The 14,670-nt window shown below is 39.2% G+C and carries 13 protein-coding genes; 12 read left to right on the top strand and 1 reads right to left on the bottom strand.

What is annotated here, in order from left to right; all coding sequences use genetic code 11:
* Positions 1-140: 140 nt before the first annotated feature.
* Both H3T55_RS08485 and H3T55_RS08480 read left to right on the top strand, forming a co-directional pair.
* On the top strand, positions 141-1,373 hold the full coding sequence (locus H3T55_RS08485) for an RtcB family protein (RefSeq protein ID WP_225534117.1): 1,233 nt from the start codon (positions 141-143) through the stop codon (positions 1,371-1,373).
* Positions 1,374-1,389: 16 nt separating this feature from the next.
* Entirely contained in the window at positions 1,390-3,411 is a 2,022-nt protein-coding gene (locus H3T55_RS08480; RefSeq protein WP_225550138.1) for a hypothetical protein, read from the top strand.
* Between the two features lie 90 nt (positions 3,412-3,501).
* Here H3T55_RS08480 and deoC read toward each other — a convergent pair whose 3' ends face one another.
* Positions 3,502-4,212 (bottom strand): deoxyribose-phosphate aldolase, encoded by a 711-nt coding sequence (gene deoC, locus H3T55_RS08475; RefSeq protein WP_225534114.1) that lies wholly within the window; start codon positions 4,210-4,212, stop codon positions 3,502-3,504.
* 160 nt (positions 4,213-4,372) lie between these two features.
* Here deoC and H3T55_RS08470 point away from each other — a divergent pair, with 160 nt between their 5' ends.
* From H3T55_RS08470 to H3T55_RS08425, 10 genes are all read left to right on the top strand, one after another.
* Positions 4,373-4,789, top strand: a complete 417-nt coding sequence (locus tag H3T55_RS08470; protein ID WP_225534113.1) for a PTS sugar transporter subunit IIA — start codon at positions 4,373-4,375, stop codon at positions 4,787-4,789.
* Between the two features lie 14 nt (positions 4,790-4,803).
* Positions 4,804-5,295 (top strand): PTS system mannose/fructose/N-acetylgalactosamine-transporter subunit IIB, encoded by a 492-nt coding sequence (locus H3T55_RS08465; RefSeq protein ID WP_087639877.1) that lies wholly within the window; start codon positions 4,804-4,806, stop codon positions 5,293-5,295.
* Positions 5,296-5,322: 27 nt separating this feature from the next.
* Entirely contained in the window at positions 5,323-6,156 is an 834-nt protein-coding gene (locus H3T55_RS08460; RefSeq protein WP_087639878.1) for a PTS mannose/fructose/sorbose/N-acetylgalactosamine transporter subunit IIC, read from the top strand.
* 15 nt (positions 6,157-6,171) lie between these two features.
* Positions 6,172-6,990, top strand: a complete 819-nt coding sequence (locus H3T55_RS08455) for a PTS system mannose/fructose/sorbose family transporter subunit IID (protein ID WP_087639879.1) — start codon at positions 6,172-6,174, stop codon at positions 6,988-6,990.
* Between the two features lie 15 nt (positions 6,991-7,005).
* Positions 7,006-7,917, top strand: coding sequence for a class I mannose-6-phosphate isomerase (locus tag H3T55_RS08450; protein WP_225534112.1), 912 nt, complete (start codon positions 7,006-7,008; stop codon positions 7,915-7,917).
* Positions 7,918-7,957: 40 nt separating this feature from the next.
* Positions 7,958-8,674: a GntR family transcriptional regulator gene (locus tag H3T55_RS08445; protein WP_225534111.1), complete on the top strand. Its 717-nt coding sequence runs from the start codon at positions 7,958-7,960 to the stop codon at positions 8,672-8,674.
* Positions 8,675-8,886: 212 nt separating this feature from the next.
* Positions 8,887-9,708 (top strand): peptide-methionine (S)-S-oxide reductase MsrA, encoded by an 822-nt coding sequence (gene msrA / locus H3T55_RS08440; RefSeq protein ID WP_225534110.1) that lies wholly within the window; start codon positions 8,887-8,889, stop codon positions 9,706-9,708.
* A 180-nt stretch (positions 9,709-9,888) separates the two neighbouring features.
* Positions 9,889-10,335, top strand: coding sequence for a MarR family winged helix-turn-helix transcriptional regulator (locus tag H3T55_RS08435; protein ID WP_087639883.1), 447 nt, complete (start codon positions 9,889-9,891; stop codon positions 10,333-10,335).
* Entirely contained in the window at positions 10,335-12,716 is a 2,382-nt protein-coding gene (locus H3T55_RS08430; RefSeq protein WP_225534109.1) for an ABC transporter ATP-binding protein, read from the top strand. Before H3T55_RS08435 ends, H3T55_RS08430 begins: the two co-directional genes overlap by 1 nt.
* Positions 12,717-12,729: 13 nt before the next feature.
* Positions 12,730-14,577, top strand: a complete 1,848-nt coding sequence (locus H3T55_RS08425; protein WP_225534108.1) for an ABC transporter ATP-binding protein — start codon at positions 12,730-12,732, stop codon at positions 14,575-14,577.
* The last annotated feature ends 93 nt before the right edge of the window (positions 14,578-14,670 follow it).

The following is a 14,670-nucleotide window of genomic DNA, read 5'->3' as shown; positions in this document are numbered from 1 at the left end:
TTTATTTGGTCATTTTATTATAGCAAATTCACTGATCAAAGTTCGCAACATTTTTTTAAGGCTGAAATGAACGGGGTGTTTTACAATGAATTCAGTTAAGTCGTTACTGACAAAACATATCGAAAAAAGGAGTGAAAATAATGTTTGTACATTATGATAAATCAAAAAATGCTGCACCGATCAAAGTTTGGCTGCCTAAGGGGACGCTTGAGGAAAATGTGTTAGAACAAGCGCTGGACTTGGCTCAATTACCATTTGTTTTTAAATGGGTTGCTTTGATGCCGGATTGTCATTATGGCTACGGGATGCCGATTGGAGGAGTTTTAGCGACAAAAGATGTGATCGTTCCTAATGCAGTTGGTATGGATATTGGTTGTGGGATGTGCTACGTTCAAACGGATATTTTGTTCGCTGATTTGCAAAAAGTAGAACATGATAGACAACCACTTTTAAAATTGATCGTCAATCAAGTGATGCGTGATGTACCAGTCGGCTTTGCATTGCATAAAGAAAAGCAATCTTCTAAAGTGATCGACCAAGCATTGATCGATATGAGGGATGATCGAAGTCTTCCAGAAGCAAAAGAAATTTTAGAGAATGCGTATTATCAAATAGGTACGTTGGGCGGAGGCAATCATTTTATCGAGTTTCAGCAAGATGATGAGGGCTATATCGGGATCATGCTTCATTCCGGAAGTAGAAATTTGGGTGCTAAGATTTGTCAACATTTTAATAAAGTAGCGAAAAACTTAAACGAAATCTGGCATAGTCGAGTACCTGAAAGCAATCAATTGCCTTTTTTACCGACAGCAACTGAAGCAGGTAAATCGTATTTAAAATGGATGAATATAGCGCTGGATTATGCTTATGAGAATCGTGAACAGATGCTTGAAAAAACAATGGAAATCTTTTCTCATTTTGTTGATAAGTATTTGGAAAAAGAAGTGAATTACAGTATGCGTGTGAACTGTCACCATAACTATGCAGCGTTAGAACATCATTATGGTCAAAATGTTTGGGTACATCGAAAAGGAGCAACACGTGCTAGAAAAGATGAGTTGGGGATTATTCCTGGAGCAATGGGTTCATCGAGCTATATCGTAAAAGGATTAGGTGAACCAGAAAGCTTTCATTCATCTTCTCATGGAGCTGGACGTGTGTATTCACGTAAAAAAGCGAAAGAAGAAATTTCTGTTGAATCTGTGATCGTTGATTTGAAAGAAAGAGAAGTTATCCTTGGCAAAGTGAAAAAGGCAGATGTCGCAGAAGAAAGTCGTTTTGCGTATAAAAATATCGATGAAGTGATGGGAAATCAAGAAGAACTAGTCACGCCTATCAAAAAATTAACTACAATAGGTGTCATCAAAGGATAGAAAGCAGGGGAGTAAAATGAAAAATCAAGAATTTACAAATAATAATCAGCATTATAGACAGCTTGAGGAAAATATGCAAAAAGAATTTCATCAATTGCTTTGTGAGAATCAACCATTGTTCAAAGTCGCGCTTACCGACGATTTGTGGCTTCATTATCTGGAATCACTTGAGCTATCAAGTCGACAACAGTATAACTGTAGTTGCTGCAAAGCATTTATTAGAAAGTATGGAGATCTAGTTATTCTGACAGAGGATGGTCAAATAAAATCTGCACTTTGGCATCCAGAAACTGTACCTGATTATTTTAAAGCAGCAGTAACACAACTCAAGAAAGTGGTTGAAGCGAGTTCTATCAAAACAGTTTTTTATTCAGATCAGCGTCAGCTGGGAACGCCATTTTCTGGGGAAAGAAGCCACTTATCACTGATGTTGCCTAAACACTATGTAAGTAAGTCTGCTTTGAAAACAGCCAATCAGCTGATGGCGGAAAAGAAAGCAGAATTTCAACTTTTTGAAGCTACCTTACACATGTATTCTAGAGATAGTGTTTCTATAATGAAAACACTTATCGACTCAGGTGCTCTTTATCGCAGTGAACGATTTATCGGTATGATCTCATGGTTTGACGAAGCACAACAAGTGATTTTGAAAGAAAAAGATGCTCTCGTGAGAGAACGTTTGATGTGGCGTTATATAGCAAAAGCCAAAACAGGCTATTGCCATTTGAAAAATTCGATGATCGGCACCTTGCTTGATGATTATCAGGAAGGTATAAATACTGATGAATTGATCCGACGCTATAACGATAAAATGGATCCATCACAATATATGCGTGCGCAATCGGCTCCTACTGAAGGTGCTTTGATCGAAGCAGAAAAATTAGTTGAAAAACTTGGCATAATAGATGCGTTAGATCGTCGTTTTGCTCGTTTAGATGAGATTCCAGAATTCATTTGGCGTTCTCCTGAAAAGAAAGTGGAAAAACAAAAAATGGGATTGTTTAGTGGGATTATTCCGAAAATCCCAAAGGTCAAGATTATTGATTGGCCGATCACTACAATGACCTGGAAAAAGTTTTCTGAAACCCTTCTGCCGCAAGTAAATAAAATTGAAGCTAGAGTTGATGATACGAATCGTTTGATGAGTTTAGTGACGGAGAATATACCAGACTCTAAAAGCATTTTCCAATGGGATAATCCATTCTCTTGGTATTATCACGGCGGGGTAGATGGTGAAATCAAGCGTCGTGTCCAAGAAGCGGGTGGCAGATATGAAGAAAATGATATCCGCTGTTCGCTCATTTGGGAAAATCGTACGGATTTGGATTTGCATTGCTTGACACCGGCTGGTAAACATATTTTCTATAACCGAAAACGTGAAACAAATGGTTGGCTGGATGTTGATATGAATGTTCGTGGAGAAACGATGTATCCAGTTGAAAATATTCGCTGGACGAAAGGAGAAGGTGTGGAAGGAAACTATCGGTTTTATGTTCATAATTATCGGGATAGGAGCAATGGATGGGGCACGCCTTTTAAAGTAGAGCTGGAAGTCGCGGGGCAAGTTTATACTCATCAAGGAGAGTTGAGTGTAACAGGTGCGCAAGAAACTGCTTTTGAGTTCATCTATAAAAAAGGACAGATAGCCAAAATGTTGACTAGTAATCAAAGTAGAGAGCATGATACATGGAATCTTACACAAGGAGCATTTGTGGAAGTTACAGGGATCACTAAATCACCCAATCTTTGGGGAGAAAGAAATTGGGAACAAAGCGGAAATCATACATTCTTCTTGTTAAAGGACTGTCGTGATGAGAGTCAAGGCAAAGGTCGTGGTTTCTTCAACGAAATGTTGATATCTGAGTTAAGGGAAATAAGAAAGACTCTAGAAATTTATACGGCGATGACACCGATCAAAGCGGCAGAGGTGGCAACAGCTTGCGGGCTTGGATTTAGTAAAGAAGCTGAATGGAATGTGTTATTAAAAATTTCTATCGATGGTATGGAGCGATTGATCAAAATTGATCGATTTGACTGATTTCGATTAAAAGGATAAAAAATTGTTTAAAAAGAACAACCGTCCCAATTATTTTTATTGAGACGGTTGTTCTTTTTTTCGTAAGAGCGATTAAATCGTAATCGTCTCTTTTGCAGTTTTAGCTAATTCTTTCTTCAATTCGCCAATTATTTCTATTCCTGCACTAGTTCCGATTCTTTCAGCTCCACAGGCGATCATCTTTTTAAACGTTTCGGCATCACGAATTCCACCGGCCGCTTTGACCTTCACTTTATCACCCACATGTGTTTTCATCAATTTAACATCATCGAAAGTTGCTCCTGTCGGCGCAAAGCCTGTCGATGTTTTGATGAAATCCGGCTCGACTTTTTTAGCTATTTCACTAAGCTTGATTTTTTCTTCATCAGTCAGGTAAGCATTTTCAAAAATGACTTTGGAAATCACGTGGTTTTTGCGGCAAATCGCAACGATACCTTCCATCTCTTCTTCGATATATAGCCAGTTTTGAGCTTTGACCTCAGTCAGGTTGACTACATAATCGATTTCAGTGGCACCGATCTTGATTGCGTTCTCTGTTTCGAAAAATTTAGCTTCTTTAGAAGTTTGTCCTAAAGGAAAGCTAATGGCTGCGCCGATATTGATATCCGTCCCTGCCAATAATTCAGCGCATAACTTCGACTGGACTTGGTTGATAGCAACCATCTTGAAATGATAGTCTTTCGCTTCTTGGCAAAGCTTGCTCATATCTGCGGTGGTAGCGTCAGCCTTCAGGTTGGTATGATCGATAAAACGTGCTAACTCATCGATAGTATAATTCGACATGTAAATCCCTCCTATATGTAATTACATAATGAGTGTAAAACGAAAGAAGTTTCTTGTCAAGAGAAAAAATATTCAAATAAGTTATTGACATATTAATTGTAAGGGGTTACTATTTGGGTGTGGTAAGAATTAATGTAATTACATAAATGGAGGTTATAAAATGAAGCTATTACTTGTCTCGCATGGAACCTTTGCAACTGGCTTATTGGAAAGCTATGTCATGATCGCTGGCGAAAATAGTGATATTTCTGCGATTTGTTTAACAGACGATGGGATTGGAGATTTCTCTAAACGTTTGCAGGACTTTGTACAAATGTATCTTGATGAAGGTCTTTTGATTCTGTGTGATATTAAAGGAGGAACGCCCTTCAATGAGGCGTATCGGGAATTTTTGGCAAATCCGCAGCAAGTAAAAGTGGTGACAGGGATGAATCTACCAATGTTGATTGAAACAGGCGTCGCCCTTCAAAGCGGTAGAAAGCTTGAAGAATTATTTGAACTAGCAGTCAATACGGGCAGAAGCTCTGTTGAAGGTACTGAGATATTAGCACAACAAGAGGATGAGATCGACTTTTAAAGGAGGAAAACAACATGACAATTACATTAGCAAGAATCGATGACCGAGTGATTCATGGACAAACAACGACACGCTGGACCAAAGCAAGACCTGTCCAAGGGATCTTAGTTGTAGGGGATGATATCGCTCAGGATGACTTAAGAAAAAAAGTATTGAAGGCAGCGGCTGGAAACTTGAAATTAGGAATTTATACCGTAGAGCAAGCAGTTGAAAGTGTGCCGAAAGGGAAAAACTCACAAAAGGATTTCTTTCTTATCAGTAATTCGCCGCAAACCTTTGCGAAATTGGTAAAGCTTGGCGTTGATTTTGGTAAAAAACTCAATGTTGGACCGATGAATACTCGTGCTGGAGCAAAAGTGTTAGGACGAACAGTTGCCATCGATGAAAAAGATTATGAAGCTTTCGAATATATGGACCAGCAAGGAATCGAAATCGGATTTCAATTGTTGCCGGATGATGAAATCAAACCTTGGAAACAATTAAAAGCCAAATATGATGGGATGTAATGGGAAAAACAGATAGGGGGAACCAAAATGGATACAGGATTATTATTGCCAGCATTATTGACCGGAATTTTTTGTTATTTAGGTGCGATCGAAACCCCATGGCTTTTCGGCATGACGGGCGGCTTTTACATTGTTGGCCGGCCTTTGGTTGCAGGATTACTGGTAGGGATCGCTTTTGGTGATGTGCAGGCGGGGATTCTTTGTGGCTTAGCTGTTCAAGCCGTTTTTATTGCCAATTTAACCACTGGGGGAGCAACGAACAGTGAGATCACGTATGCGGCATATGGCGGCATCGGTTTGGCTTTAGCAACGACTAAAGACCCTGCTGTTGCAGTTACTTTGGCGATTTTGATCGGGCAAACATTTGGACTTATTTTTTACAATTCTAGAATGGCAGCGTATTCTTTTTGGAATACTCGGGCGCAAACAGCCGCAGAGAAAAATGATGATCGAGGAATCGTTTTGAATCATGTTGTTTATCCTCAGATCACGACCTTCTTATTGCGTGCAGTACCAGTATTTTTAGCAATATTTTTAGGAAAAGGATTAGTGAATTGGCTTCTTTCAAACGTTCCTCAGGTCGTAACGGATATTATTTCTGTTTTGGGCGGCGTCTTACCGGCATTAGGAATCGCTATGCTAATGAGCATCGTAGTCAAAGAAAAGGCGCACTTGATTTTCTTTTTTGCTGGTTTTGTTTTAATGGCATTTGCCGGATTGAATATGATCGCTTTAGTATTTATAGCAGCACTTGTCGCTTATATCGTCTTTTTAGCAACAGGCAATGCGTCTAATGCCCAACCTAAAGCAGCAAATCAGTCGGCTGATTCTACCGTATTTGAAGATGATGATCTATTCTAGAAAGGATGAACTGACATGGAACAAACAACGAAGCGTTTATCAAAAAAAGAGTTACGTCAAATTTGGAAACGTTGGGGCTTCACCCATCTTTCTTCGATGAGCTATGAAAAATTACAAGCGCATGCCTGGGCGTATTCCTATCTGCCATTTGCTGAAAAATACTATAAGAATGATCCAGAAAAAAAGAAACGTTTATTGATGCGTCATTCAATGTTCTATAATACTGAACCACAAACGGGACAGCTGATCAATGGGATCGTAGCATCTTTAGAAGAAGAGATAGCTATTGGCGGCGATGTGCCGGAGGAAATGCCGATCAATATCAAAACGACGCTGATGGGACCCTTAGCAGGAATTGGAGATTCGATCATTCAGGGCATCATCGTACCGATCCTATTGTCGATCGGTATGGGCTTGGCTTCTGGCGGGAATGCCCTAGGACCGATCTTTTATATCTTATCGTATGGAGTAGTTGGGGTACTGATTTCTTACCTTGCGTTTATGAATGGATATAAATTAGGTGTAAACGCCATTGATGTGATTATTGGCGAAAATGCGAAACGAATCACAGATGCCTTCAACATTTTAGGTGTGATGGTTGTCGGAGGCTTAGCTGCTTCGAATATTGCGCTCGTGACAAAACTAAAAATTCCAATGGGCGAAGAAGTCCAAGCCTTACAAGATGTCTTGGATGGCATTTTTCCTAAGGTACTACCGTTGGCGATGGTATTATTGGCTTGGTACTTATTGACGTCTAAACAATTGACAGCAACAAAAGTTATTTTAGTATTGACGGTTATTTCTGCGATCGGTGTTGCCGTCGGCGTTTTTTAGGAGTGGTGAAAAAGCATGTTTATATTAAAATCGATTCCCAAAAAAAGAATTTGGGGAACGCCTCGTTTACAAGCCTATTCAACAGAAAACTGTGAGGGAAAAATAGGTTCTGTGTATTCTGCATCTGCAACCGAAGAAATCGATAGTCCTGTTGTTTCGGAACAGCAGACATTACGTGAGCTAGTTCAAAAAAATCCACAATCCTTTGGTTTGCTTGAAGGAGAAGAATACCCTTTGATCATTTCGATGACTGGCGCAGATGAGAATTTGAGCATTCAAGTGCATCCTACTGATAACTATGCTGAAAAAAAAGTCAATAAGCCGTATGGAAAAAGTGAAGCTTGGTTCTTTTTGACACCACCAAAAAGTGGATCGATCATCGCGGGGCAAACAGCGGCTTCCAAACAAGCCTTTATGACAGCGATCCAAGAGAATAAGTATGAAACGATTTTAGGAAAAACGACAGTGGCGAAAGAATCGATCGTGTATATTCCTTCTGGAACCATTCACGCATTGACCAAAGGCGCATTAGTCTATGAAATTCAGCAGTCTACAGATATCACATATCGTTTTTATGATTATGATCGTTCCGATGATTCTGGCATCAAAAGAGAACTGCATACAAAACAAGCGACTGAAACACTAGAATTACAACAAACTGTGCTAAAGGCTAATTTTGACTTAGGACAAACCCTTGATGTGAAAGAATTTACTGTCAGAAGATCACTTTTATCAAAAAACTACCGAAATCAAAAATCCTTAGCACAAGTGATCACTGTTTTGACTGGAACAACTAAAATCGCAGAACAAGAGATCAAGCAAGGTCAAAGTATAATCGTTTTGCCAGATGAACAATTAGTGATCGATACACCATTTGAATGTATGATCGCCACACCAAAAGCATATTGGCGCGAGACTTCTGTCTAATTTATTGTATAATGAAGATACATGAGCGAGGAGGTAGTTTATGAATTTGCCTTTATACAAAAAAATCGAGCAGGATCTATTAGATAAGATCGAAGATGGAACCTATGCTGAAAATGAGCTGATCCCAACAGAATTAGAATTAGCTGAAGAATATCAAGTAAGCAGACCGACAGTAAGACAGGCGGTCCAAACATTAGTGGATGCTGGCTATTTAGAGAAGAGAAAAAAAAGAGGAACGATCGTTAAACGCCCAAAAATCGAGCAGGAATTTACCAAAGTGATCGAAAGTTTTGATTCTGAGATGAGCCGAAAAGGCTTGGTTCCAAAGACGAAAGTCATTGCTTTTAGAAAAGACGCTGCCAATGAAGAAGTGGCTGGAAACTTAGAGATCCTAGAAGGTGATGACGTTTATAAGCTGATTCGTTTACGGTATGCTGGAGAAAAACCGACAGTTTTAGTAACTACCTACATCCCTGCATTTCTATTTAAGGAACTTGATGAAGTCGATTTTTCTACAAATTTACTTTACAGTATCTTTAAAGAAAAAGGCTTTCCGATCAAGACTGTCTCACGTCGTCTAGATGTGATTCAAGCGGATGATACGGTGAGTGATTTATTGGATGTTGAGGTAGGCGCACCGCTGTTTTATTTCCATACTCGAGGATTTACTGACGGGAAGTTACCGATCGAGTATTCGATTTCAAAATATCGGGGAGATATAAATTCCTTTGTGTTTGAGATAACTGAAAATGGATAGCACTTGAATCATAGTTTGACTGTAAAAAATGTGTATGAGATATGCCGTAGGTGATGTCTCATACACATTTTTTGTTTTCTTTTATACTAGAAAATCATTTATTAGATAAGAATAAAAAAATATGTTACATTTCAATTGAACGTCAATGTGCCATTATTTTAGTATACATGCTTTTTTTGTTACACGATTAAATGACCAGAGGTGAAGTTGCGATGACCAATAATCAGGAAGAAGTAATGAAAGAGCTCTATAACCTTATTTTAAATCCCGGAACACGTGATTGGGAACGAGTGCAGTTAATAGAAGCGAAGAATCAAATAGAAATTGGTGCGAATTTCAAAGACCAGCTAGCTAAACTTGAAGCAGCCTTGCGCCCTCTGAATACGAGAAACAATCTAACTCCTGATGTAGCTGACTTTTATTCGAAAATCACAAACGATCCAATTGGAGAAAAGGTGTATGACTTTTCAAAACATATCGTTTTAGATGCCGACCATCAAGAACGTGCTGTTTTTGCTGGCGGCTGTTTTTGGTGTATGGTCGAGCCTTTTGAAACACGTCCTGGGATCATTTCTGTTTTATCTGGCTATACAGGAGGATCGGTTGAACATCCGACTTATGATCAAATAATAGGAGGAAGTACAGGTCATGTAGAAGCAGTTGAGATTATTTTTGATACACGCATGATCAGTTATAGAGAATTAGTGGAATTATACTGGGAAATTTCTGACCCAACGGATGCATTTGGTCAGTTTCAGGATCGCGGAAATCAATACAGACCGATCATTTTCGTTCAGAATGCGCAACAACGACAGATTGCTGAACAATCAAAGGAGGCACTTGAAGCTTCTGGAAAATACAAAGAGCCGATCGTGACAGAAATTCAGTCAGCAACGGAATTTTGGCCTGCAGAAAATTATCATCAAGAATTTTATAAGAAACAGCCCAAACGATATAGAAAAATGAAGCGTGCTCGTCAAAATCTTATGAAATATCAACAGCTTAAAAATAAAATTCAACGTAAAAAAAAATAGAAAACGCAATTGAATTTGTCGATAATTTCCTTGAATTAAAATGAAAACGTATTTATTTTTTTGTTTCTTGTAAGACTATTGACAATAAAACCTATATGCGTTAATATCGAACAGTATTAATTACTAACACTGTTAGCTATTAACGGTGAAAGTGATTATTTTAAAAGAAGGAGGAGTCATATGTCATTCGCAGAGGAAGCTGAACAAGAGCTTATTCGTTTGATGGTGGAGAACCGTAATAGTGCCTTCAGCAAGTTTGAAAAGAGTAATCAAGGTGAAAATATCGTCATCAAATTTCTCTATAAACATGGTGAACCCACTAGCCCGAAGCATTTAGCGGAATCACTGAATTTATCCAGTGCCCGAATTGCTGTTGTTTTAGGAAGTTTAGAAAAAAAGGGACTGATCGAGCGTAATATGGACCCAAATGACCGTAGAAGAATCAATGTTACTTTGACGGAGTGTGGCAAGAAAGCGGCCAAACAAGAGAAAAAGCAAATGCGTGATAAAGTCGTTCAAATTTTCAAAATGATGGGCGAAGACGATACAGTACTGTTCATTGAACTCGTTGCGAAATTTGTTGACTGCGCCCAAAAATTATCTCTGAAAGAGGAAGGTGACCAATAGTGAAGATTTTTAAATATCTAGGCAAATACTGGTATGCGGTCATCGCAGTTCTTGTGCTTTTAGTCGTACAAGCCAATAGTGATCTAAGCTTACCAAACTTAACATCCGACATTGTTGATATCGGTATTCAACAAGGAGGGCTTGAAAACTCTACGCCTGAAAAAATCAGAAAATCAACTCTTCAGGGAATTGAAATGTTCATGACTGAAGATGAAAAGAAAATCATTGAGGACAACTACAAAGAAACAACTCAAAAAATCGATGGTGAAAAAGTAGACATTTATAAACTAGATCTGCAAGAAGGAATGACAAAAGAAAAGCTTGCTAAGGTCTTTGATTTACCGATGATGATGTTAGCATCTTCTCAAGCAAAGGATTCTAAAAGTGCAAGTGAAGCCAAAGCAATCATCGAAGACTATAAAGCAATCGGAAACGATGCTGAAAAAGCCCAAAAGTTAGGAGCAGAGGCTAAGGCAATAGGCGAACAAGCAAAAGCAGCTGGCGAAGCTGCAGCAAGTGCAACAGATGCCGCTACTGCGGCAGCCAATGCCAGTGAAGCTCAATCTTTAGCAGCGCAAGCACAGGAAAAAGGGGCTGAAGCACAGAAGCTTGCAGATTCCTTACAAACAAGAACGGATGAAATGCCCGCAAAAGTGGAAGCTGCTAGAAAGAAAACAGAAGATAACTTAGGTGATCTTGGAGCAAATTCACTTAGAACTGTAGGGATCCAATTAACGTTAGCTGAATATAAGGCGTTGAATATGGACACACAACAAATTCAAACGGATTATATTATTAAAACTGGCTCAAAAATGATCTTGTTAACATTGATTTCTGCTGTCGCTGCAATTATTGTCGGTTTGATCGCTTCGATCGTGGCAGCATCTGTCGGACGAAATTTACGTGTGGGACAATATGAAAAAACATTGCAATTCTCCAACACAGAAATGGAAAAGTTCTCACCAGCATCATTGATCACTCGTAATACGAATGACATCCAACAAATGCAGATGGGGATCGTCATGATCATGCGTATCGTATTATATGCACCGATCCTTGGTATTGGCGGGATCTACCAAGTTTACCGAACAGGAACTGGTATGGGCTGGATCGTTGGAGTAGCGGTCGGCGCGGTATTGGTTTTAGTTCTAACCTTATTGGCAACAACGATGCCTAAGTTTAAGGCGTTACAAAACTTGGTGGATAGAGTGAACTTAGTTTCTCGTGAAATCATCACTGGACTACCTGTTATTCGGGCATTTTCTCGTGAAAAATTTGAAGAAAAACGTTTTGACCGTGCAAATACAGATTTAATGAAAACTCAATTATTTGTCAACCGCGCAATGTCGATCATGATGCCGGTAATGATGCTGTTGATGAATGGGATTTCAGTCTTGATCGTTTGGGTCGGTGGTCATAATATGGATATGGGCCAACTTCAAGTTGGGGACATGATGGCCTTCATCACCTATACGATGCAAATCGTTATGGCCTTCATGATGTTGTCGATGGTATCGATCATTCTTCCTCGTGCAAATGTAGCAGCAGGCCGTGTGGAAGAAGTTCTTGAGACCGTACCGACGATCGAAGATCCAAAACAACCAAAAGACGACCATGAATTCAATGGTGAAGTGAAATTCGAAGCTGTTCAATTTAGATATGGCGATGCCGATGAGGATGTCTTACATCATATCAATTTTGTGGCAAAACCAGGGCAAACGACCGCATTGATCGGTTCAACAGGATCTGGTAAATCAACGGTCATCAATTTGATTCCTAGATTATTCGACGTCACAGGTGGACGAATCACAATCGATGGCATCGATATTCGGGAAATGTCCTTGCATAAATTACATGAAATCATCGGATTTGTTCCTCAAAAAGGGGTACTTTTCTCAGGTGATATCGCGTCAAACATCAAATTTGGAGATGCAGATATTTCAGATGAACAAATGAAAAAAGCAGCTCAAATTGCACAAGCAGAAGAATTTATCGATTCGAATGAAAAAGGCTACAGCCGTGAGATTTCTCAAGGTGGAACGAATGTTTCCGGTGGTCAAAAACAACGTTTGTCCATTGCTCGTGCTCTAGCTAAAAATCCTAAGATCTTGATTTTTGATGACTCATTTTCAGCACTTGATAATAAAACTGACGTTGCTTTACGTAAGGCTTTGTCTGAAAATATCAAAGATGCAACACAGATCATCGTTGCTCAAAAAATTTCAACGATCCTTCATGCAGATAACATTATCGTGTTAAATGAAGGACGTATCGTTGATCAAGGAACGCACGAAGAACTGATGAAATCATCAAAAGTATATCAAGAAATCGCTCAGTCACAATTAAGCAATGCTGAATTAGGCATAGAAGAAGCGGAGTAAGGAGGAGCAAATAATGGCAGAAGAAAAACAAAACCGCCCTCGTCGCGGCGGTGGTCCTGGACAAATTGCTCCAGTAGAAAAAGCAAAAGATTTCAAAGGAACGATCAAGAAATTAGTGTCGTATATCGGCGCCTATAAAATTCCTGTATTCTTTGTGATGATCTTTGCGATCGCCTCAACCGTATTCAATATTTGGGGACCAAAAATTTTATCCAAAGCAATCACAGAATTATTTAATGGTTTAATCAAGAAATATCAAGGAACCGGTGGGATCGATTTTGAAAAAATCGGTGGTATCCTATTATTCATGCTAGGTTTATACCTTGTTGCATCGTTATTCGGGATCATCCAAGGCTGGATCATGTCGACGATTTCGCAAAAAATCACCTACCGCATGAGAAAAGAAATATCAGAGAAAATCAATCGTATGCCGATGAACTATTTTGAAAGTCGGACGACTGGGGAAGTTTTATCTCGTATCACAAATGACGTGGATACATTAGGACAATCATTGAACCAATCGATCACACAACTGATCACATCTGTCTTCACCATCATTGGAGTTATCGTGATGATGCTTTCGATCTCAGTTAAAATGACAGGAATTGCGATTTTGATCGTACCGATTTCCTTTATTTTGATCATGATCGTTGTAAAAAACTCACAAAAATACTTTAAAACACAACAAGAATATCTTGGTGTGATCAATGGTAAAGTTGAAGAAACGATCGGCGGTTACAATATCGTGCGTTTGTTCAATGATGAAGAAAACTCTTTGAATGAATTTAAAGAACAAAATGATGTGCTATTCAAATCAGCTTGGAAATCTCAATTTCTTTCAGGTTTGATGCAGCCGATCATGAACTTTGTCGGAAACTTAGGGTATGTTGCAGTTGCGATCGTTGGTGGGATCATGGCATATAATGGTTCGATCACAGTTGGGGATATCCAAGCGTTCATCCAATATGTACGTAACTTAACACAGCCGATCGCTCAATTAGCGCAAGTATCTAATATGCTTCAATCAATGGCGGCAGCTGCTGAACGTGTCTTCGAATTTCTTGGTGAGGAAGAAGAAGATCAAACGGTACCAAATCCAGTTAAAATCGATAAAGCCGAAGGAATGGTCGACTTTGACCATGTACAATTTGGTTATACACCAGATAAAATCGTTATCCATGACTTCAGTTCCCATGTGGAACCAGGACAGACAGTTGCGATCGTTGGTCCAACGGGTGCAGGGAAAACAACAATGGTCAAATTGCTGATGCGTTTTTACGATGTCAATTCTGGTGCAATCAAGATCGATGGCCACAATATCAAAGATTTCAATCGTGCCGATCTACGTAAGAATATCGGAATGGTTTTACAAGATACTTGGTTATTCAAAGGAACCATCATGGAAAATCTTCGTTACGGTCGTCTTGAAGCAACGGATGAAGAAGTCTACGCTGCTGCGAAAGCGGCGCATGTCCATCACTTTATCCAAACATTGCCTGGCGGCTACAATATGGAATTGAATGAAGAGTCTTCTAATATCTCTCAAGGTCAAAAACAATTATTGACGATCGCCCGCGCTATTTTAGCCGACAAACCGATCTTGATCTTAGACGAAGCAACTTCTTCTGTTGATACACGAACAGAAGGATTGATCCAAGAGGCGATGAATAATTTAATGGCTGGACGTACGTCATTTGTTATCGCTCACCGTTTATCTACGATCAAAGATGCAGATAAGATCCTTTATATGCAAGACGGAGATATCAAAGAGCAAGGAACACATGATGAATTACTTGCTGAAGGTGGCTACTATGCGTCACTTTACAATTCTCAGTTTGAGGATTTAGCAGACGAAGCTTAAAAAGTTAAAACCGATTAAAGTTAGAAATGACAAGGAAGAGGTCATTTCTAGCTTTTTTCTAAACTCCAAAAATGATTATTGCGGTTTTTTATA

Source organism: Enterococcus sp. S22(2020), from assembly GCF_020295385.1.
GTDB lineage: Bacteria > Bacillota > Bacilli > Lactobacillales > Enterococcaceae > Enterococcus_L > Enterococcus_L dunnyi.
This window is presented reverse-complemented; position numbering and strand designations above follow the sequence as displayed.